The sequence below is a fragment of the Actinoallomurus sp. NBC_01490 genome (assembly GCF_036227085.1).
GTDB classification, from domain to species: Bacteria; Actinomycetota; Actinomycetes; order Streptosporangiales; family Streptosporangiaceae; genus Actinoallomurus; species Actinoallomurus oryzae.
Genome location: NZ_CP109433.1, coordinates 7,317,460 through 7,338,302 on the forward strand (window position 1 = coordinate 7,317,460; position 20,843 = coordinate 7,338,302).

19 protein-coding genes and 1 pseudogene are annotated in these 20,843 nt (G+C 68.4%); 11 read left to right on the forward strand and 9 right to left on the reverse strand.

Annotated elements, in window-relative coordinates:
- Positions 1-320 precede the first annotated feature (320 nt).
- Genes OG417_RS34000 through OG417_RS34020 form a run of 5 tightly spaced genes read left to right on the forward strand, consistent with a single transcriptional unit; the run spans position 321 to position 5,783 of the window.
- Complete coding sequence (locus tag OG417_RS34000) at positions 321-1,646, forward strand: ABC transporter substrate-binding protein (protein ID WP_329237424.1); 1,326 nt, start codon at positions 321-323, stop codon at positions 1,644-1,646.
- Positions 1,647-1,677: 31 nt separating this feature from the next.
- Positions 1,678-2,631 (forward strand): carbohydrate ABC transporter permease, encoded by a 954-nt coding sequence (locus OG417_RS34005; RefSeq protein WP_329237426.1) that lies wholly within the window; start codon positions 1,678-1,680, stop codon positions 2,629-2,631.
- Positions 2,628-3,476 (forward strand): carbohydrate ABC transporter permease, encoded by an 849-nt coding sequence (locus tag OG417_RS34010; RefSeq protein ID WP_329237428.1) that lies wholly within the window; start codon positions 2,628-2,630, stop codon positions 3,474-3,476. The genes OG417_RS34005 and OG417_RS34010 overlap by 4 nt, the downstream gene beginning before the upstream one ends.
- Complete coding sequence (locus OG417_RS34015) at positions 3,473-4,873, forward strand: family 4 glycosyl hydrolase (RefSeq protein ID WP_329237431.1); 1,401 nt, start codon at positions 3,473-3,475, stop codon at positions 4,871-4,873. Before OG417_RS34010 ends, OG417_RS34015 begins: the two co-directional genes overlap by 4 nt.
- Before the next feature lies 1 nt (position 4,874).
- Positions 4,875-5,783: an SIS domain-containing protein gene (locus OG417_RS34020; protein ID WP_329237434.1), complete on the forward strand. Its 909-nt coding sequence runs from the start codon at positions 4,875-4,877 to the stop codon at positions 5,781-5,783.
- A 228-nt stretch (positions 5,784-6,011) separates the two neighbouring features.
- Here the strand turns inward: OG417_RS34020 and OG417_RS34025 are convergent, their stop codons facing one another.
- The 3 genes from OG417_RS34025 to OG417_RS34035 form a co-directional block, all read right to left on the reverse strand.
- Positions 6,012-7,208 carry a hypothetical protein gene (locus OG417_RS34025; RefSeq protein ID WP_329237437.1) on the reverse strand — a complete coding sequence of 399 codons (1,197 nt, stop codon included), beginning with the start codon at positions 7,206-7,208 and terminating at the stop codon, positions 6,012-6,014.
- 535 nt (positions 7,209-7,743) lie between these two features.
- On the reverse strand, positions 7,744-8,598 hold the full coding sequence (locus OG417_RS34030; protein WP_329237439.1) for an ABC transporter permease: 855 nt from the start codon (positions 8,596-8,598) through the stop codon (positions 7,744-7,746).
- On the reverse strand, positions 8,595-9,632 hold the full coding sequence (locus OG417_RS34035) for an ATP-binding cassette domain-containing protein (RefSeq protein WP_329237442.1): 1,038 nt from the start codon (positions 9,630-9,632) through the stop codon (positions 8,595-8,597). Before OG417_RS34035 ends, OG417_RS34030 begins: the two co-directional genes overlap by 4 nt.
- A gap of 125 nt (positions 9,633-9,757) precedes the next feature.
- Here OG417_RS34035 and OG417_RS34040 point away from each other — a divergent pair, with 125 nt between their 5' ends.
- Positions 9,758-9,913, forward strand: coding sequence for a hypothetical protein (locus OG417_RS34040; protein ID WP_329237445.1), 156 nt, complete (start codon positions 9,758-9,760; stop codon positions 9,911-9,913).
- A gap of 137 nt (positions 9,914-10,050) precedes the next feature.
- Positions 10,051-12,705 (forward strand): class IV lanthionine synthetase LanL, encoded by a 2,655-nt coding sequence (lanL, locus tag OG417_RS34045; protein WP_329237448.1) that lies wholly within the window; start codon positions 10,051-10,053, stop codon positions 12,703-12,705.
- A gap of 290 nt (positions 12,706-12,995) precedes the next feature.
- On the opposite strand, the gene OG417_RS34050 is transcribed toward lanL, so the two are convergent.
- Entirely contained in the window at positions 12,996-14,162 is a 1,167-nt protein-coding gene (locus tag OG417_RS34050; RefSeq protein WP_329237452.1) for a recombinase family protein, read from the reverse strand.
- Positions 14,163-14,571: 409 nt separating this feature from the next.
- On the opposite strand from OG417_RS34050, the gene OG417_RS34055 reads away from it, so the two are divergent.
- Both OG417_RS34055 and OG417_RS34060 read left to right on the forward strand, forming a co-directional pair.
- Positions 14,572-14,880, forward strand: coding sequence for a hypothetical protein (locus OG417_RS34055; protein ID WP_329237455.1), 309 nt, complete (start codon positions 14,572-14,574; stop codon positions 14,878-14,880).
- 98 nt (positions 14,881-14,978) lie between these two features.
- Positions 14,979-15,625 (forward strand): annotated as a pseudogene (locus OG417_RS34060) (transposase); the annotation flags it as partial.
- 39 nt (positions 15,626-15,664) lie between these two features.
- On the opposite strand, the gene OG417_RS34065 reads toward OG417_RS34060, so the two are convergent.
- The 3 genes from OG417_RS34065 to OG417_RS34075 form a co-directional block, all read right to left on the reverse strand.
- Entirely contained in the window at positions 15,665-16,192 is a 528-nt protein-coding gene (locus OG417_RS34065) for a hypothetical protein (protein WP_329237458.1), read from the reverse strand.
- A 435-nt stretch (positions 16,193-16,627) separates the two neighbouring features.
- Positions 16,628-17,638: a tyrosine-type recombinase/integrase gene (locus OG417_RS34070; protein ID WP_329237461.1), complete on the reverse strand. Its 1,011-nt coding sequence runs from the start codon at positions 17,636-17,638 to the stop codon at positions 16,628-16,630.
- Positions 17,635-18,147, reverse strand: coding sequence for a GNAT family N-acetyltransferase (locus tag OG417_RS34075; protein ID WP_329237464.1), 513 nt, complete (start codon positions 18,145-18,147; stop codon positions 17,635-17,637). The genes OG417_RS34070 and OG417_RS34075 overlap by 4 nt, the downstream gene beginning before the upstream one ends.
- A gap of 189 nt (positions 18,148-18,336) precedes the next feature.
- On the opposite strand from OG417_RS34075, the gene OG417_RS34080 reads away from it, so the two are divergent.
- The gene (locus OG417_RS34080) at positions 18,337-18,702 is read left to right on the forward strand and encodes a hypothetical protein (protein WP_329237466.1); all 366 of its coding nucleotides are present in this window, start codon (positions 18,337-18,339) and stop codon (positions 18,700-18,702) included.
- Here OG417_RS34080 and OG417_RS54500 read toward each other — a convergent pair.
- Both OG417_RS54500 and OG417_RS34085 read right to left on the reverse strand, forming a co-directional pair.
- A complete protein-coding gene (locus OG417_RS54500; RefSeq protein ID WP_442875589.1) occupies positions 18,593-19,081 on the reverse strand; it encodes an integrase core domain-containing protein in 489 nt (162 codons plus the stop codon). The genes OG417_RS34080 and OG417_RS54500 overlap by 110 nt on opposite strands.
- Positions 18,967-19,287 carry a hypothetical protein gene (locus OG417_RS34085; protein ID WP_329237470.1) on the reverse strand — a complete coding sequence of 107 codons (321 nt, stop codon included), beginning with the start codon at positions 19,285-19,287 and terminating at the stop codon, positions 18,967-18,969. The genes OG417_RS54500 and OG417_RS34085 overlap by 115 nt, the downstream gene beginning before the upstream one ends.
- Before the next feature lie 192 nt (positions 19,288-19,479).
- Here OG417_RS34085 and OG417_RS34090 point away from each other — a divergent pair, with 192 nt between their 5' ends.
- Positions 19,480-20,829 carry an NtaA/DmoA family FMN-dependent monooxygenase gene (locus OG417_RS34090; RefSeq protein ID WP_329237473.1) on the forward strand — a complete coding sequence of 450 codons (1,350 nt, stop codon included), beginning with the start codon at positions 19,480-19,482 and terminating at the stop codon, positions 20,827-20,829.
- Positions 20,830-20,843: the final 14 nt, after the last annotated feature.

The window sequence follows — 20,843 nt, forward strand, 5'->3', positions numbered from 1 at the left end:
TGCGCATTAGATGCCCTGGCTGCATGCAAACTGCGCGTACCCGGTGAGGCGCGGGAGCATCTGTCCATGACCGGAAAATTTCGTGAACAGGACTGTTGACGCACGGTGTAACAAGGTGCCAAAGTCTCTGCCACATCAAGCATAGTGATCGATATACGCGCAGTGGACTGTTCACACACTGCGCGAAACGTTCACGGACGATGATCGGATTGTCCGTCTCGTCCGCGAGCTTCCCGGCCCGGCTGGTGCCGAACCACCGCCCGACGCGGGGTTCCGGGCACCCGCAGCGACGGGTCGTCTTTTGGAAGAGAGGCGTAGCCATGCTTTCCATTCGACAGGCCAGACCCGCCGCGGTGGTCGGCGCGCTGTCATGTCTGGCTCTGCTCGCCACCTCGTGCTCCGGCGGCGGCGTCTCGGCCTCGTCCGCGACCAGCGGCGTGACGATCAATGTCTCCCTGGCCATACCGTCTCCGCCCAAGGCCTCGCTGGACGCGTTCACCAAGTCCACCGGCATCACCGTCAAGTGGACCGACATCGACTGGGACAGTCTTCAGACGAAGATCGCGGCCGGATCGACCGCCAAGACGTACTTCGCGGACGCGACCGACGTCGACTGGTCTCGGGTGGGCCAGCTGGGGAAGCTCAACTGGTTCTACCCGATGGAGCGCTACGTCGACACCAAGTCGCTCGCCGCGGACATGCCGCAGCTGTCCTCGTTCACCATCGGCGGCCACGTCGTGGGCATCCCGTTCGACGCGTCCTTCCTGGTGACCACCGTGAACAAGAAGATGTTCGCCAAGGCCGGCGTGACAACCATGCCGAAGACGATCGACCAGTACACCCAGGACCTCAAACAGATCAAGACGAAGGGCGTCGTCCAGTACCCCTTGAACATCCCGTTCGCCGCCGCCGAAGGTCTGTCGACGTACTGGTACCAGACGACGGGGGCGTTCGGCGGGACGATCCTCGACGGCCAGGGCAGACCGCAGTTCACGAGCCCTGACTCACCCGGGTACAAGGCCGCGCAGTGGATGGTCGACGCGTTCAAGCAGGGCCTGGTCCCGCCCGGCAACATCAACGTCACCGACAGCCAGGGCCAGCAGAAGCTGATGGCGCATGGCCAGGTCGCGAGCGTCTTCGGCGACTACTCCGGCAACGTCGGCAGCCTGTACGAGGTGCCGTCCTCCTCGACCGTGGTCAAACAGGTCGACTACCTCCGCACTCCGGGCGTGACGGGGCCGGGGCCGAACCTCAGCAACCCGGACGGCATCGGCATCCCGCGTACGGCCAAGCACCCCCAGGCCGCGGCGAAGTTCATCCAGTGGTTCACCGAAGGCGCCAACCAGGCCGACTTCGCGGGTCTCAACGGGCCGGACAAGGCACTGCCGAGCTACAACTTCCCGTCCCGGCTGAGCGTGGTCGACCAGCTCGCCGCCAAGGGGAAGCTCATCGGCGGCTCCTCGCTCGGCGCGATGCTCAAGTCCAGTGCCCGGCCGGTGTTCCCGGCGGGAGCGCCGACGTGGTATCCGCAGTTCTCCAACGCCGTCTACACGAACCTGCATTCGGCCGCCACGGGTTCACTGACCGTCGATGCCGCGATCAAGGCGATCGCCGGCGCCGCGAACCGGCTGGCGAACGGCGGGTGACCGGGTACTTCGCGACTACGAGGTGTCTTCCATGACGGGACCACGACTCGATACGCCACCGGTGACGGCACCGGCCGGCGGTGACGCCGCCGGGACGCCGGGCGGCCGGCGTCGCCGCCGCCGGTTCGATCCGCTCCCCTATCTGCTCGTCTCGCCGTTGGCGCTATTCATCGTCGGCCTGGCGCTGGTGCCGGCGGCCTTCACGATCGTCGAGGCGTTCTTCCGGGTCGACAGCCTCGATCCGCCGACGCGCTTCACCGGCCTGGGCAACTTCCGCCGGCTGTTCGGCGATCACACCTTCCGGATCACCGCGGAGAACACGCTGGTCTACGTGGTGATCGGCGTCGGGCTGTCGACGATCCTCGGCATCGCGATGGCGATCACCCTGCAGCACAGATTCCGCGGCCGCGCGGCGCTGATCGCGGTCCTGATCCTGCCGTGGGCGCTGCCCGGAGTGGTCGAGGGAATCGTGTGGACCGGCATCTGGGACGCCAACACCGGTCTGCTGAACAGCGTGCTCACCTCGCTCCACATGGTCGATCACTACCACGTCTTCCTCGGCCGGAACCGCTGGCAGACGATCGCGCTGATCGAGATCGTCCAGGTATGGCAGATCACACCCCTGTCGGCGTTGCTGGTGCTGGCCTCGTTGCAGAACATCCCCGGTGACCTGTACGAAGCGGCGCGCCTGGACGGATGCTCCGCGTGGGGGGCGTTCCGGCGGATCACGCTGCCACTGGCCCGCCCGGGGATCGCGGTGGCCATGGTCCAGGCGGTGATCGCGACCCTGAACGTCTTCGACCAGCCGTACGTTCTCAACGGCGCCGCGCCGACCGGCTCGTCGGTGATGGTGCAGACCTACTCCGTCAGCTTCCAGAACCTGGACTTCGGCGAGGGGTACGCGCTGTCGCTGCTGGTCACGCTGGTCACGCTGATCGTGTCATTCTGCGTCGTCAAACTCGTGTACCGGGCGGTGGAGCTGTGAGTGTCATCCGCGGACGTCTCCGGATACGCGCGCGCTGGATCGGTGTGGCGTTCATCCTGTTGTGGTCGCTGGTGCCGATCTACTGGACGATCAACACCAGCCTGCAGACGGAGGCACAGGCCGGGAGCAAGCCGGCGCACTACGTGCCGCCGACCCCGACGCTGAAGCACTACATCACCCTGCTCGGCAGCGATGGAACGGTCCCCGACCAGATCCGCCGGTCGACGATCAACATCCTGGTCGAGTGCGGCGCCGCGACGATCGTCACCGTGGTGCTGTCCACGCTGGCGGCCTACGCGTTCGCGCGGATGCGCTTCCGCGGACGCAACCTGCTGTTCTACTCCGTGCTGGCCACGATGGCCTTCCCGGCGTACACGACGCTGATCCCGCTGTACCGGATCATGAGCGACTTCGGCCTGGTCAACACCTACACCGGCATCGTGCTGGTGTACGTCTCCGGCTTCCTGCCGCTGGCGACGTGGATCATGCACAACTACCTCGTGAGCCTGCCGACCGCGATCGAGGAGGCCGGCCAGGTCGACGGGGCCGGCCGCATGCAGATCCTCTGGCACGTGCTGCTTCCGCTGGCCCTGCCCGGCATCATCTCGACGGCGATCATCACGTTCCTCTTCTCCTGGACGCAGTTCCTCTTCCCGCTGGTCCTGTCGACCGACCTGTCGACCCAGCCGCTCACCGTGGTCGTCCAGTCGCTGCAGGGACAGCACGTCGTGCCCACGACTCTGCTCAGCGCGGCCGGGGTGATCGCCATCGTGGTGCCGGCGGTCATCGGGCTGACGCTCAACCGCTACATCGTGAACGGCCTGCTGACCGGGAGCGTGAAGTGACCCCGGCACGCGGTGCGGCCGACAGGGGACTCGTGCTCATCGGGGCCGGCAGCACGGTGTTCACGCCCGGGCTCCTGCGCGACATCACGTCCTCACCGGCGTTCGAGGACTACACCGTGCACCTGGTGGACACGAACGGCGAGGCCGCCGAGACCATGGCGGCGATCGGCCGCCGGCTCGCGGCGCGGCGGGGCCACGGCGTACGGATCGAGGCGCACACGGACCGGCGCGCCGCGCTGCCCGGCGCGAGGTTCGTGATCACGACCATCGCGGTCGGCGGGGCCGGCGGATGGCGGGCGGACCTGGAGATCCCGGCGCGGTACGGGATCCGCCAGACCGTGGGCGACAGCGTCGGCCCCGGCGGTGTGCTGCGCGCGTTGCGCCACGTGCCCGAGCTGGTGGCGATCGCCCGCGACGTCGCCGACCTCGCGCCGCGGGCGTGGCTGGTCAACTACAGCAATCCCCTCACCGCCAACGTCCGTGCGATCACCGGGCAGACGGGGGTACGCGCGATCGGCCTGTGCCACGGCACCATGCACACCAAGATGGCACTGTCGGCGGCGCTGAGCCGCGATCCCGATGACGTGCACGCGGTGTTCGCCGGCCTCAACCATCTCTGCTGGCTGCTCGACATCCGGTCCGGCGACACCGACCTGTACCCGCGGCTGCGGGAGCTCGTCGAGGCCCACGCCGGCGGCCGGGACGCCTCGTCCTCGCGCACCGAGGGCGTCCACGCCGCGGTGTCGGCCGACCTGATGCGAACCTTCGGCCGCTACCCCGCGCCGGGTGACCGTCATGTCGCGGAGTTCTTTCCCCGATACCTGTCCGCGGCGGGCTCCGGTGGGCTGGCGTGGGGACTGCAGGGCGGCCAGGACATGACGCACGAGTACATCGACGACAAGAGCCGGCTCTGGGACGACCTGCGAGCCCAGGCGAACGGCGACGTTCCCCTCCAGATCTCCTCCGGCCAGGAGGCCGAGCGCGTCGTGAGCATCGCCGCGGCCCTGCTCTGCGACCGGGACATCGTCGAACCGGCCGTGAACCTGCCGAACGAGGGCAGCCTTCCCGATCTGCCGGCCACGGCCGTCGTGGAGGTGCCCGCGGTCGTCGGCGCCGACCGGATCACCGGCCTGGGCATCGGCCCGCTGCCGCCGGCCATCGCCGCGGTCCTCGCGGCACGCGCCGGGCAACAGGAGCTGACCGTACGGGCGGCGGTCTCCGGTGACCGCGACACGGCCGTCCAGGCGCTGACGCTCGACCCGCTCGTCGGCGACGCGTCCACCGCGCGGGCCATCCTCGACGACGCGGTCGTCGCGCACGCACCGCTCCTGGACCGGTTCGGCACCGTCGACGGCCACGACCCCCAGAACCGACGTCCCAGAAAAGGGGAACTCTGACATGCCCGGAACCACACCAGCCCTCGGGCGGATCACCTCTGACGAAATCGCCAGCCAGCCCGGCTGCTGGATCCGCGCCCAGGAGCAGAGCCGTTCCGGGCCTGGTGGGTTGCCGGAGGCGGGCGAGAAGGTCCTCGTCCTGGGCTGCGGCACGTCCTACTACGTCGCCGCGGCGTACGCGTGGCTGCGTGAGCAGCGCAGACACGGACCGACTGACGCCGTCATCGCATCGGAGCTGCCCGAGGTGCTCCGCCCGTACGACCGGGTGGTGGCGATCAGCCGGTCGGGCACCACCACCGAGGTCCACCGGGCACTGCGGCGGCTCGGGGGCGACACCCCGATAACGGCCGTACTCGGCGCTCTCGACACGCCGATCGCCTCTCTGGCCACCGACATCGTCGACCTTTCGTACGCCGACGAGCGAAGCGTCGTGCAGACCCGGTTTCCGACGACTCTGCTGGCTCTGCTGCGCGCCCGGCTCGGCGACGACGCGCGGGCCCAGGCGGAACTCGTCGACAGCGGCGAGCGGGCGGTGAACGCCGAGGTCACCGAGGCACTGCCCCGGCAACTGGTCGTCCTCGCCTCGGGATGGGCCGCCGCACTCGCCCAGGAGGCCGCGCTGAAGTGCCGCGAGTCCGCGGGTATGTGGGCGGAGGCGTACGCGACCGGCGAGTACCGTCACGGACCGATCAGTGTCGCCGGACCGGACACCCTCGTGTGGGCGATGACCCCGCTGTCGGCCGTGGAGATCACCGCCATCGAAGCGACCGGGGCACGCATCCACCACGGCGGCACGGAGCCGCTGGCCGAACTCGTACTCCTCCAACGCCACGCGGTCGCCTGGGCGGCCTCCGTAGGCCGCGATGCCGACCTCCCGGTCCACCTCACCCGCTCGGTCGTGGCCCTCTGAACCATCGCGGGCGCCCGCCGAGCGGCCGGCAAAGCCGACCCGACAGCTGACCTGGAGGCCCTTCTGTACCGGCCCGTTCCCGCAGGTCGCATCTTCGTGGAGCGACCAGAGCGGGTGCCGCCGGAATAGGTCCTCCATTCGGCTTCGTGCGATTGGATGAGAAGTAGCTCTGCGTGACAATGGGAAGAGCCCGGATCTGCGAGGATTCTCTTCCTCCATGAGGCAGGGTCAGGTCGCAGTGCTGCAGCTTTGGGTAAGCGAAGGGTTTTGGTAGGCAGCGGCCAGGCATCTTCCCTGGAACTGCTGGGCGAAGGCGTTGGGGTGCAGTGACTCCTGCTGGTAGCCCTGGCTGATTTTCATTCCGGCGGTGCCGTAGCGCACCCACTCCATCTGGCTGCCCAGTTTGCCGGCGTCTTCGCTAGGACCTGCCTGGCGGGTGCCGTTCTCGCAGAGGGCGTGGCCGTCCAGCGCGTGGAGCATGCTGAGGAAGGTCACGTTTCTGTCGATGGCGACCTTGTGCAGCATCGTGTCGATCGCGGGTGTCAGAGTGTCGTGTACGAGGTCGAAGTCGGCGTTCCACAGCGGGCATCCGCCGACGAGGGTCCGCCCGGTCATCTTGCCGCCTCCGGCCTCGGGGAAGATGGCTCGCACCCTGGCGCTGGTCGGTACCGGAGAGGGGTAGGACTGCAAGATCAGCTTGTAGCTGTCGGAGGGCGATCCGGCCGCGTTCATCACCTGGCGGATCTTGTCGATCGCTTTTCCGACGTTCGTGGCCACCTGCGGTAGTTGGTCGAGTATGCGTTTCCCCTCGCCTGTGGAGGCGCATGATGGCTTTTTGTTCATGTACTGATCGGTGCAGTGGCGCAGGGCATCGGAGACGTTCAGGTCGTTGCCCCCGATCGACACCACGATCAACTTCACCCGATGAGTGGCGGCCAGTGTTTGCAGCAACTGCGCCTGTGATGCTTTGTTCTCCTTGTAGGGCTCGCTGAGGATGTGCTGGGTCTCGGCTCCCGAGCAGGCCAGGTTGACCGGCGTGAGCGCGACCTGCCGGGTGCCGTTGATCTCGGCCACATCCGAGCGGTGGCATCCGGTGGTGGTGGGCCGTCGGGGATCGACCGCGGTGTCGCCATAGACCCGCTTCGGGTCATAGCGGCAGATGGCCGCGACGCGGTAGGCGGCGCGATCGGTCCCGCCACGGGTGCAGAACGCCGCGGCGGCGAGATCGCCGTTGCCCCACCAGCGGCCTGCCTCACCGGAGATGAAGCTGTCTCCCAGCGACACCGCCACCGGCCCGCCCTGTTGCGCGAGAGCCCCCTGGCCTGCGGCTCTGGCCTGGGGTACCCAGGCCGAGTAGGCGGCCAGCACCCCTGCGCTGACGGTGGCGAGTGCGATGAGACCAGCACGCTTGTTGCCTTTGGTCACGAACGGAACCTCCCAGGCGATATGAGGATGAGAGCCGTTCCTCCACTGCCTGGTCCGGAACCATGGAGAGAGGAGGGTGACGGCGTTCAGCGAACGCCTCGTACCCAAATAATTACACGCAGTAACAACCGTGGGATTGACTGAACGGAGAGTGCTTTCTGGCGGCCGGAATAGCGCACTGTGCATCGCCCGCCAGGACATCACCGCCGTCCCGGAAAAATCGGCGACATCATGCCGCGTCGGCGCTCCTATACGTCCATTCCTCGTCTATTTCGAGCATGGGCCACGGGACGTGAAATCCAGAAGATCACCACATGACGGATTGATAGATAGTCGACTGGAAGACACGCGCTGAAGCAGGCATGTTTCAGAGCATGAATAACGCGAGGGTTCCTCGGGCTGCGAAGAACTCAGATCATCCCGGCCGATATCGGGGACTGACCGCAGCGCTCCAACCTGCCTACATCGCGGTCCCCTCCGTGTTCGTGGGCACACCCTGCCGGCCCGCTGGCGGCAGCGGCGAGCCGCTCCCCCGTCATGGAGCGCGGCTGAAGCGGCGGCTCGCCAACGCGAGCATCGCAGCGCCCGCGACGGTGATGCACGCGAGTTCGAGAATCACGGGTGGATGCCAGCCGGCCCACTGTGGTCCGTCGAACAGCGTCGCGGGTACGGGGCCCGGCAGGCGGGCGACGGTCGTACGGCGGAGCGCGTCGACGGCGTAGCTCACCGGGTTGATGAGGACCGCGGAGAACAGCCAGCCGGGCAGGCCGTTCACCGGGAACATCGCTCCGGACAGGAAGATGAGCGGCATCGTGACGATGCTCAGCACGGCGTAGAAGGACTCGGTGCGGGTGATCGCTATCGCGAGCAGGACGCCGAGTGCGGTCATCATGAACGCGGTGATCACCATTTCGCCGAGCAGGAGGGCGAGTGTGATCGGGTCGTAGGGCAGCCGGGCGATTCCGGCCAGCGGCAGGAGCAGGGCGCCCTGGCAGGTGGCGATGCTGGCGCCCCCCAGGCATCGGCCGATGAGCACGGTCTCCCGGCGTACGGGGGCCATGACGATCTCACGCAGAAAGCCCGACTGCCGGTCGGTCACCAGCGCGACACCGGCGGAGATCGCCGGGGCCTGGACCGTCATCATCAACATGCCCGGGAACAGGAAGGTCCGGTAGTCGGCGCCTCCGGGGGTGGCGGGCAGCAGCGAGGCCAGGCCCGCACCCAGGACCGTGAGCATCATGATCGGCTGCAGGACCGTGACGAGGATCTTGAATCGGTCGCGGCGGTAGTGCAGCATGTCGCGTTGCCAGATCACCAGCAGGGCGGCCAGCTCGCCGGAGAGCCGCCGGGCGGCCCGGGGGGCGGCCAGGCCGGGTGCCGGCGCGCTCATCGCCTGCCCTCCGGCTGGTCGGTCTCGCGGATGGTGCGTCCGGTGTAGTGGAAGAACACGTCGTCGAGGCTCGGCCGCGTGACGGTGACCGATCGGATCGCGACGGTGAGGGCCGCGCACATGCGGGGCACGAAGGCGGCACCGTCTTCGACGCGTAGCCACAGGGAGTCGCCGTCGGCGACGGCGTCGAGGCCGAACCGGTCGCGCAGTTGCGCGGTGGCGGCCCGGTCATCGTTCGTGCGGAGTTCGACGCGGTCCGCGCCGATGACGGTCTTGAGCGCGGCGGGTGTTCCCTCGGCGATGATCCGGCCGTCGTCGATGATGGCGATGCGGTCGCAGCGCTCGGCCTCATCCAGGTAGTGCGTCGTCAGGAAGAGCGTGATCCCCTCTTGGCGGCGTAGTTGGTGCAGGTGGTCCCAGATCTGGGCGCGTGTCTGCGGGTCGAGGCCGATGGTCGGTTCGTCCAGGAAAAGCACACGGGGCCGATGCATGAGACCGCGCACGATCTCCAGGCGGCGTTTCATGCCGCCGGAGAAGGTGCCCACGAGGGAGTCGCGCCGGTGGCTCAGGCCGGCCAGGTCCAGCAGCTCCCGCGCGCGCGTCTGGGCGGTGGACGCCGGGACGCCGTGAAGACGCGCGTGGAAACGGAGGTTCTCCCAGGCGGTGAGTCCCTGATCGAGAGTCGTGTCCTGGAAGACCAGCCCGATATGGCGCCGTACCTGGTGCGCGTCGGTGGTCACGTCATGGCCGGCGACCCGGGCCCGTCCGGCGGACGGCGCCGTCAGCGTGCACAGCATCGCGATGGTGGTGGTCTTCCCGGCGCCGTTGGGGCCGAGGAAACCGAACGTCTGACCGGCCGGAACGGTCAGATCGATCCCTCGCACGGCGGGACCCTCCGGATAGGACTTGGTCAGGTTGCGAGTCTGGATGACCGGTACCGCCGTCACCGCGGTCGGCGCGGCGCTCAGGGAGGGCACGGCGTCCTCGATGCCAGGGGCGGGCCGGCTCCCGCTGTAGGGGAAACGCGCAGCCATCTGATCTCCCTTAGTTCACGGTTCGTAGTGATCGGCCGCTTACCTGCGTATGACTACGCAACTCCACCACCCGATGTTACTATGCGTGTGTAGTCAATGACCGAGCGTAACCACAGGAGGAGAGCATGCTCACACTGACCGAACCGCGCGACGCCGGTGTGATCGAGCTGGAGTCCCTGGCCGCCGTGCCGTCGGAGGCGCCGGACTTCCAGGCCGGTAGCTGCACGGTGTGTCACTGGGGTATGACCAGGCTGTGCGATGACTTCAGCACCCAGGCCTGACCAGACACCATGCTGACGCCCACGGCGAGCGTGCCCTGACCGACGGGCGACCGAGGGGCCATCGAGCGTGATGGTCCCTCGGGCATTTAGGGACCGGCCGTACGCCGGCGAGGAGATCGAGCGGAAGGCCGGCGAACATGCCCATCGACACCGCCCTCGGGCCGGAGGAGGACGCGGTCCGCGCCGAACTGGCCGAGCCGGTCGCAGGACACTCCCGGGTGCACTACCCAAACGGTATGTGGCTCGTCGTCGAGGATCCGGCGTTCCGGCTCCCGCCCCAGGGCTGGAAGATCCATTTGGCCGCGCGCCCCGCGACACTGCTGGAGACGCTCCGGCGAAGCCTGCCGGCGGTACTGTCCGTTCCCTGCCACTTCAAGGTCATCAGGTCCGGCCGACTACTGCGGGACCTCAACTCCTCCAACAATCATCCCGGCTCAATCGGCAAGGCGGTAACGGTCTATGCCGGTGAGAGGGACGTGGTGGGTCTGGCCCGCCGGCTCGCCGCCGACCTCGCCGGGCTGGAGGGCCCCCGCGTCTACAGCGACCGGCGCGTCGCGCCGGACGCCCCCGTCTACTACAGGTACGGGCCCTTCCGCGCGGCGTACGACGACAACGACGACGGAGACCTCGAACTCGTGGTCACCGGCCCGGACGGCCGGACGCTGCCGGGCGCCGCGGGTGAATCGTTCTGGCAGCCTCCTTGGACTCCCGACCCTTTCGTCACCGTCGCCGTGCGAGGCCAGGAGCCTCAGCCCGTACGAGAGGCCGAGCGTGTCGTCCCTGAGGGCGATGTCGACGTCGCGGTGGTCATGCTCGGCGGGCGCTATCGGGTGGTGCGGGCGCTGACCCGCAACGGCAAGGGCATCGTGTATCGCGCGGTCGACACCACCGGGAACCGGGAGGTGATCATCAAGGAGGCGCGGGCCTTCGTCAACGAGGATTCCCGAGGACGCGACTCACGGGCACGGCTGCGCAATGAGCGGTACGTCCTGGAGAAGCTGCGCGGGCTCGACGGGGTTCCCGCAGTGGTCGACCACTTCCGGCACGACGACCGAGAGTATCTCGCCATCACCGACATGGGCGCGCTGGCGCTCGGCCGGGACGTCGCCGAAAACGGGCTCTACACCGCTGATCCGGCGCCGTGCGGACGGAGCCTTCCCCGGCTGGCCGCCGCGCTGGCCGAGCTCCTCGACCAGGTGCATGAGCGAGGGGTGCTGGTACGCGACATCAGCCCGACCAACATCGTTCTCGACAGCGCCACGGGCCGTCCCTGCCTGGTCGACTTCGAGATCAGCCATGCCGAGGGTCCGCAGATATTCGGCTGGACCCCCGGCTACAGCCCGCCCGAACAAGAACGCGACGAACCGGCCACCGTGGAGGCCGACTACTACTCCCTGGGCGCCACGCTCTTCTACGCCGCGACGGGCCTGCCGCCGACCTGGCTCACCGACGATCCGCACAACCACGACATCGAACGCGCCGCCGCCCTACTGGACGGGCGCGGCGGAATCAGCGACACGATCCTCGGCCTGCTGGCCGCCGATCCCGCACAGCGGCAGATGGCGGCCGACGCCCTCCGCTCGCGTCGCCTCTTCGGCGAACCCGCCCCCGTACCGTCATCGCATGCCTGTTCCTCCGCCCCGGAGCCGTCCGCCGCCGGCGAGCGGACGGGCCGGCTGAACGCCGCGATCGAGCACAGCATCACGGAGGTCTCGCGGTACACCGTCCGGCTCATGACCGGCGCGGATCTCACTGGCGGCGTCGTGGCCAGCCCCGTCAACATCTACCGCGGCAGCGCGGGCATGGGCATGGAGCTGCTGCACCACGGGCCCACTCGGGACCTGGCACGGGCCCTGGCCTACTGGACCAACGGGCTGCGGACCCTGCGCCGTGGCCGGCCCGCGTTCTATACGGGCGACACCGGCATCGCCGTCTTCGTCACCGCGGCCGGCGTCGCGCTGAACGACGACGTCCTGATGTCCCTCGCCGCGCCCATGGCCCGGCCGGTCCTCTCCCGCGTGACCGGGGACGATCAGCACAACGGCCTGGCGGGCATCGGCACCGGGCAACTGCTGTTGTGGCGGCTCACCGATGACGCCGACCGGCTGGACCTCGCCTCGGGGTGCGCGGAAAGACTGCTCACGAGCGACCCCGTCCCGACCGAGGAACCGCCCGACTACGCCGACTGCGGGCAGGTGTCGCGCACCTTGGGCTTTTCGCACGGCCTCGCCGGCATCGTGCACTTCCTGCTCGCCTACCGCACGACCGCGGAGGGGCACACCGTCGAACCCGCCCTGCGCAAGCGATGTGACCTGCTCGCCCAGCACCTGGTGCCGTTGATCGACGCCGCCCGGTCCCCGTCGGCCAAGCCGATGCACGCGTCGTTCTGCCAGGGGCTCGCCGGGATCGGCGCGGCACTCCTACGGGCCGCGCACGAGCTCGGCGAGGACGGTCATCTGGAACTGACCCTCGACGCCGCCGCGGCCTGCCGGGATCTCGCGCCGCGCATGTACGCCCTCACACAGTGCTGTGGGCTAGCCGGAATCGGGGAGTTCTTCCTCGACCTCGTCCAGGTGACCGGAGACCGGACGCACCTCAGCCAGGCGCACCGAGTCGCCGACCTGATCATCAACCGGGCCGGAGGCCCTGCCGACGCCCCCGTGTTCCCCGACACCTCCCTCCACGGCAGCAGCGGGAGCTGGTCGACCGGCACCGCGGGCGTACTGTCCTTCCTACGTCGGCTCCGTGACCCCGGCTCGCCACGTCTCTGGTTGGACCCCGTGGCCCTGTAGCCGATCGGCGAAGCGGTACAAGACCCACACTCCGTCATCGAAAGGCGGGCTCCAGAGCGTGGTGTTGGCCAGGTCGGTGTTCGTGGTCACCCCGTCGATGTAACCGCAGCCGGTCGCCGGGTCGAATTCCTCCAGCCACGGGCCTCCGCTGGCGCCGGTGGTCAGCGGGCACGCCATCCGCAGGCGGCGCCCGGCCGGCATGTGCACTGTAAGCCGCTTTGGCTACCATGCCGATCGTGTTTAGTGCATAATTTTTCACCCCGTTGTGTCCCGGGGACACTTGTTCAGGCTCAAATCAGCCGGACGATGATGTCCCCTTGCTGCCCGCCGACGATGAGAGACTGCGCGAGACGGTCATACCGCAGCGTCAGCCCGAGTCGGCGACACACCGTCGCCTGCTGGTTCGTATCCCTTGGGATACTCGGCGGTGTGATGCATCCTCGGGATTCGATCGTGGCGCGGAAGAGCAACGCGGCCAGATGCGGTAGAAGCCTGTCCTCGCGGATTGAGATGGTTCCTGGTAGCTCTGAGTGTGCGGCGTGAGGGTGGTGGCAGCGGTAGTTGGCGCGCCCGTTGTTCCAGGCACCCTCCATACGACGACCGCATAGCGCGCAGCGGAGCAGTCCCTTGAGCAGGTATGTCCGCCGTTCCCCACGGATGGCATGAGTGTGCTGGGCACGTTCGAATTCCTCGTCGTTCACGATCGCCGGATGCGCCATCTTCGACGAGGAGACCCACTCCTCAGAAGGGTTCCACCGCATCGAAGTCCGCACGCCCAGGCCGACGTTGTGGGGGTCGATCAACACCTCGGTCTTGGACTGCTTGTTCCAGACCTCGTGACCGGTGTAGCGCGGATTTCCGAGGATGGCCAGGACTGTTCCTGTCGTCCAGCCGGCAGCAGATCGATGCCGATTGCGAGCCGGGTCATGCGCCGAAGGACACGATATGCCATCGGCGTCGAGCGCCCCGGCGATACGCCGTGCGCCGTACCCTGCGATCCGCATCGCGAAAATCCGCTCCACCACCGATGCCGCTCGTGGATCGAGTTCGAGCCGGTGCCGGCGCGCACCCAATGCAGCGAGCGCCGGATTACGGTGCGGACCCGCGTCAGCCAGCCGATATCCGTACGGCGGTCGTCCACCCAGGAAACGCCCCTCGCGCTCGACCTGAGCGATCATCGCCGACCGGACTCTGACTTGAATCCGCCGCCGTTCAGCCCTCGACATCCCGGCATACACCGACATGATCAAACTGTGGGCCTCCGAATTCGGATCGATCGGGCCACCGACCTCCGGCACCCAAAGCCCGACATCGAAGTGCTCGAACAGCGGGAAGACCAGCCCGAACTGGTTGTCGTAGAAGACCCGCTGTGGTTCACCGATCACCACAGCCTCAAACCCACGGTCCGGGTCCTCCACGCCGTCAGCAACCGCGCCGACTCCGGCCGCCGCAACCACGACACCGACCTGGACTGCCCGATGTCGAAGAACTCCGCCACGATGCGGCCGTGCTCGGCTACCAGCGGCTCCGCACGCGACAACTGCCACTGACGCGAAGCCACCGGATCCTGAAGATCCTCCGTCGACACCCGCCCCAAGAACGCGAACCTCATCCTCACCACCTCCCAGGTGACCACACCGACGAAGCCACGTGAGTTCACCGTTGCAAGAGCGTTCCACGCTGCCGGGCGGTGAGCTGACCGCAGGCCCGCGCCCGGACGGCAGCTTCGAGGTACGGGAGCACCTGCCACTGCGCCCTGAACCGGTGGTACGCCAGCGACATCACCGCAGCAGCCGCCAAGGACCAGATACTCGCTGCGCGCCGGTTTCGAGGTCCTGCTCGGCCTAGACGACATCGAGCTGGTCGATGAGGCGGCCGACGGCGGCCGAAGCGGTCGTACTCGCCCGCACCGACGTGATCCATGGACAGCCGCATGCCCTGCTCAACGACATCCGGGCCGCTAGGAAGATCGCCGCCACCGCCGGGCTGCACCAGGTGCGGGTCCTGAACTTGACCGGCTACGACACTGACACCTACGTGCACGAGGTGCTGGAGGCCGAGACCAGCGGCTTCCTCCTCAGAGACAGAGGACCGGGCGAGGTACTGCACGGCATCCGGGTGGTCGCCGGCGGCGCAACCCTGCTGGAGCAGAGCCCCCATCAAGCTCGACCATGAAATACCTTCGCGCCGATTCGACGAGGCCCAGCCCCACCCGACAAGGGGCAGTGTCTGACAATTTCTGCCTGTTTAGTTTACTGAGAACTCGCGCAGACTGCTCGGCCACCACCATCCGTAACCGCCGCGACGAGTGGATCACTCTGGGGCCATTCGCCCGCTCAAGCAGATCTCCCTGACCGCTTACGACCGGGTCATCGGGCTCGTTTTGGATCAGATCGCCATTGACGGCTCCATCACCAAGGCACCCGGCGGAGGCGAAGCCGCCGGCCGGTCCCCGGTCGACCGTGGCAAGCTGGGCATGAAGCGTTCTGGCATGACCGACGGGTATGGCATTCCGCTTGGACGGCTCCTGGCAGGAGCCAACCGCCACGACTCTCCGTTGCTGGAACCCACCCTCGACCTGCTTGACGACCTCGGTCCGCTCCCCGAGGAGGTCACTGTGCACCTGAACGCCGGCTATGACTCCGGCAAGACCCGCACCACGCTCGGTGAGCGTGGCCTGCGCGGGCAGATAGCCCACAAAGGCGACAAAGCCCCCATCCAAGCCGAGCGGAGGTGGCACGTCGAGCGCACCCACGCCTGGCAGAACGCCTTCACCCGCCTGGCCCGCTGCTACGAACGCCACACGATCGTCATCGACACGTTCTTCGACCTCGCTGACACGATCATCACCGTTCGTAGCCTGATTAGACGGGCATCGATCCACTACCGCTGGGACACCCGCCCCGAACGCCGCCGATAACGGCCCCAACTGCGTGACCCCAAAGGCTGCATGACGCTACTACGGCATCTGGAGTCCGAACCCCTCGCACATCGGCTGGCCCAGCCTGGCAGTGATCTCGGCCGACTCGAGATGTGTGAGGACCACAGCGCCAGCGAGCACGAGCACGGCCAACCCGCCCAACATCGCGAATCCGCTGGCCAGTCGTCCCTGCCACGTGGCGTCTAGATCCCAGCCGCGTGCCCGCGCATACCACCACAGGGCAATCCACAGCACCACGGCCCCCAGCGCCGCCAAGAGCCCGCCATAGCTGGTGGCCCAAATGGTCCACGGCAGCGGCATCCAATGGCATGCCTGCGATTCGTGGTGGGTGTGGCTATTCGACAGCGAGATGATCGCGCCGAACAGTGCACATGCGAGCACCGCAAGTGGCGGAACCGCCAACGCGGTACGCCGCCAGCAGCGCGAGGGCGCTGTTCGGACGCGATGGTGCAACCGGTCAGTTGCCGTATCCGTATCTTCCATGTCCTTCGGGCGAATGGCCATCAGTAGCGGGGCCGGCTCGTCGATATGCGGCCAATCGTGCACGCTACCAATCAGGGTGCGTACACATGACACGGAGGTTCTACCGATACCCCAACGATCACAGAACGTCACACCTTCGTGATCGACAGGCATAAGGCCCGTGCTGCATCCGGGGTACGGCTATGCACGCCTATTTGCGCTGGCTCTAAATCCTGCTCGCCTGCTTACTCTCCTTGCGTGCGATCAATGTTCAAGGGCCGCTGCTGCTGTTGAAAAAACACATCCGTCGCATCGGAATACGCCAAGTTCACTGACCGGACCCATATAGTCGGCTGCCCCCGCTCGTGCGGGTCTGCTAGCTGCGGGACGACTTCAGTCCCTTCCGGCCGCCGACATCACGTTGTTATGCGCGCCAGACCGACCGCTGCCATCGGAGGCTGCGATGAAGCCCCGGATCCGCTCGGGCGGGTCTTCGACCTGCGGTCGCCGCTCGGCGGGCTACCGGCCGAGGTAGGCCGCGATCTCGCCGGGCGCGGTCTCGCAGTAGTGCCGCGAGTCCGAGCCGGAGCACGGTGGCATGCGGGGGTCGGTGTGGCCGAGCAGGCACTGGACCTCGCGCAGGGGCACGCCGGCCTCGATGGCCAGGTCCGCGCAGGCGTCGCGCAGGGCGCGCGGCGTGAGGTCCAGGCCGGCGGCGCGTCCGGCGAGGTGGACGGTGCGGAACACCTGCGAGTCGGCGACGCGCCGGCCGTTCCGCGTCGCCACGATCGGGCCTTCGGCGCGCCCGCCGGCCGCCCGGCCGATGGCCCGTGCGACGCCGGGAGGCAGGACCAGCCGCCGGGTTCCGCCCCGGCGCGTCACGGTCAGTGTCCGGCGAGCGCGCTCCGGCCCCGGGGCTTCCGTGTCCCTGCCCGGTGAGTCGGGGGCGGCTGCGGCATGGCCGCGTGGATCTCGACCGGCTCTGCCGTTCGCGGGCGGGGCGTGGCCGGCCCCGGCCGGGGTGCGAAGGTCGCCCAGGTCCTCGATGCGGGCGGTCGTGACGTCGCGGGCTCCGCAGCCGAGCAGGAGGATCAGGCGGATGACGACGGCGGCACGCGGGCCGGTCTCGTCGGCGGCGTTGATGACCGCACGCGCCTGGTCGGCGGTCAGGTGGTGCGTCGCGCCCTCGCCGGTGCGGTCGACGTACGGGCGGCGGGCGCGGGCGGTCGGTTCGCGGGTCACCGTGAGGCCGAACCGCCGGCCCTCGTCGATCGCGTACGTGTAGAACGAGCCCAGGCTGGACAGCATGCGTGCGCGGGTCGACGGTGCCTTTCCCGAACGTTCCAGGGACGCGGCCCATGCGTCGACGTGGGCCCGGCTCGCCGTGAGCGGCTCGGCGTCGCGTTCGTTCAGCCAGGCCGCCCATGCCCGCAGGTCGTGCCGGTACGCGCGCCGGGTGTTCGGTGATCGGACCGATGACAGCCACGCGTCCATGACCGGGGCCAGCGCCGACGGCATCGGCGGAGTCATCGGAGGGCCTTCGCGAAACAGCGGGAGAACCATAACGTCTCGTACCCCGGCAGGATCGGGATCGGCGTGTAGCCCTCCCGTTCGTACAGCCGGACGGCGTCGGGTTGGCGGTCGCCGGTCTGCAGGACGATCCGCCGGGCGCCGCGGCGGCGGGCCTCCTCTTCGGCCGTGCGCAGCAGCGCGCCGGCCACGCCCTTGCCGCGGTACGGCGGGATCACGTACATCCGCTTGAGCTCCAGGTCGCCCTCTGCCGCGGGGCGCAGGACGAGGTGGCCGACGGGCAGGCCGTCGCCGGTGACCGCGATCGCCGTGTACACGACCGTGGCCGCCTCGACCCTCATCGCGGGCGAATGAACACGTGGATCGGCCAGCCGGTCGGCGTACCGGCGGGCCATCTCGGCGTCCAGCGCCCGCCGGAGCGATTCCGCGGCCGGGTCGGCGTAGTCCACGCCGACGACGGTGATCCGCGGAGGGCGCAGCGGGACCGGGTGCACGGGATCACCGATCATGGCGCCTCGATGGGGACAGGGCCGGCTGCTCCGGCAGGCCTCGCCGGGGCGACGGGCGTCTCACCGCGACCGTCAGGAGAACCACCGCCTTCCACTCATCGTGGAGGCCACCTTAGGCATATTATCTACTAAATTGGTAGGCAAGGTATTGTTACGTACGCCGATGCCCTTTGACGCCGCGGTCCTCCGATGGGCGCTCTTCCGGTCGTGCTGGTCGTCGTCGGCGGCACCGTGCCGCTCGAGCGCCTCAGCGCGCCGACCTGGAGCCGCTCATCGCGCGGGAGCCGACCTGCGCGAGGACCGCATGGACTGGACCGGCTCCCCGACCCGCTCGCGAGGAACGATTCACGGACCCCGAGGCGCTCCAGAAGGTACGTCGCCGCCGACGTCGAACGCCACGCCGACCCCGCGCACACCTCCGACCTGGCCGTCTTCTATGGCCCGCTCACCGTCTTCGGCGTGCCGGTCGACGCGGTGAACAACGGGCGCCGGTCGGCCCACTCGCAGGCCGAGGATGTCGGCGCATGGCCGCACGAGATGTTCGGCGTCCGATGATCCGGCGGCGCCCGATCCGGCCGACCGGCAGGCGGGCCATGCCTGCGCCATCGGCGGGAGCACGAAGATCCAAAGATCGGTGTGGCCTGCGCCGGTTGTAGTGGGTCACGTACGCGGTCAGCACCGTCCGCAGGTGCCGCTCCCCGAAGATCAACATCCGGTCGGTGCATTCGGAACGCACAGTGCGTACCCACCGTTCCGCGAATGCGTTCGCCCAGGGCGACCGGGGCGGGATCTTGATCACATGTGTGCCGTTATCGGCCATCACGTCATCAAAGACCCGCGTGAACTTGGCGTCCCGATCGCGGACCAGGAACCGAAACGCCCCACCCGGTCCCCCAGATCGATCAACAGGTTGCGGGCCTGCTGAGCGACCCATGCGCCATCCGGGTCGGCGGTCACGCCCAGAACATGGACGAACCGGGCCCCGACCTCGATCACGAAACCGCGCGACCGGTCATCCGCGCGCAGCGGCGCCGGCCCCTGGGTGCGTGTCGGGCAGCCGGTGGATGGCCCGCCGTGGCCGATCTTGCCGATCGAGTCGAGGATGTCCCCGGGTCCGCGGCCGTAAGCCGAACCGGCCACCCCGCCGCCCCCGCGATCCGCTCACCACCGTGACGTGATCGGCGGCGGGACGACCTCGAGTCCGCTCGCCCTGAGATCCAATGACGCGCCCCAAGCGGACAAGACAGGACATCGGGGCATTGACGGCTTAACGAACTTTTCCTACCTTTTTAATCAGGTTCTCTGAGCGCTCACGGCAGGGAGAAGCTATCGATGGCGCGCAAGCAGGTGCACCTCGCGGCGCACTTTCCCGGTGTCAACAACACCACGGTCTGGTCGGACCCACGGTCCGAGAGCCAGATCTCGTTCGACTCCTTCGTTCATCTGGCGCGAACGGCCGAGAGGGGGAAGTTCGACTTCTTCTTCCTGGCCGAAGGGCTTCGGCTGCGGGAGCTCAAGGGCCGGATCCACGACCTGGACGTCGTCGGGCGGCCGGAGTCGCTGACCGTCCTGTCCGCTCTCGCCGCGGTCACCTCCCACCTCGGTCTGGCCGCCACGGTCAACTCCACCTTCAACGAACCGTACGAGGTGGCTCGTCGCCTCTCGACCCTGGACCACCTGAGCGGCGGCCGGGCGGCCTGGAACGTCGTGACCAGCTTCGACGCCTTCACCGGGGAGAACTTCCGGCGTGGCGGGTACCTCGCTGAGGCCGACCGGTACACGCGCGCGGCCGAGTTCCTGCAGACCGCCAGGGAGCTGTGGGACTCCTGGCGGCCGGGCGCCGTCGTCGCGGATCCCGTACGGGGGGAGTTCGTGCGGCCCGAAGGTATCGAGACCTTCCGCCACGACGGGCGGCACATCGGCATCTCCGGGCGGTTCAACGTGCCGCGCGGGCCGCAGGGGCACCCCGTCATCATCCAGGCCGGCGACTCCGAGCAGGGCCGGGAGTTCGCCGCGTCCTCCGCCGACGTGATCTTCAGCCGGCACAGCAGGCTGGAGGACGGCCGGGCGTTCTACAGGGACGTCAAGGCGCGGCTCGCCAAGTACGGTCGCCGGCCCGACGACCTGAAGATCTTCCCCGCCGTCACGTGTGTGCTCGGGGACACCGAGGAGGAGGCGGCCGAGCGCGCGGCGGAGATCCGGCGGGCGCAGGTCAGTCCGCAGAACGCCATCGTCTTCCTCGAGGCGATCTGGGGGCGGGACCTGTCGCACGTCGATCCGGACGGGCCGCTTCCCGACATCGAGCCCGATCTCGGCGAAGGTGTCTCCAAGGGGAGGGCTCAGTTCCGCGGTGACCGAAGCGCCACGGTCCGGCAGTGGCGGGAGCTGGCCCGGCAGAAGGGCCTCACCGTACGGGAGCTGGTCATCGAGGTGACCGGGCGGCAGACCTTCGTCGGCACCGCGCGGTCGGTCGCCGACCAGATCGATGAGTTCGTCCAGACGGACGCCGCCGACGGGTTCATCTTCGTGCCGCACCTGACGCCCAAGGGGCTCGACGACCTGGTCGACCAGGTCGTCCCGCTGTTGCAGGAGAAGGGTGTCTTCCGCGCCGACTACACCGGCTCCACGCTCCGCGACCACCTCGGGCTCGGCGCTTCCCGTACGCCGCATGCCCGCTCGTGACAGGAGGGACCATG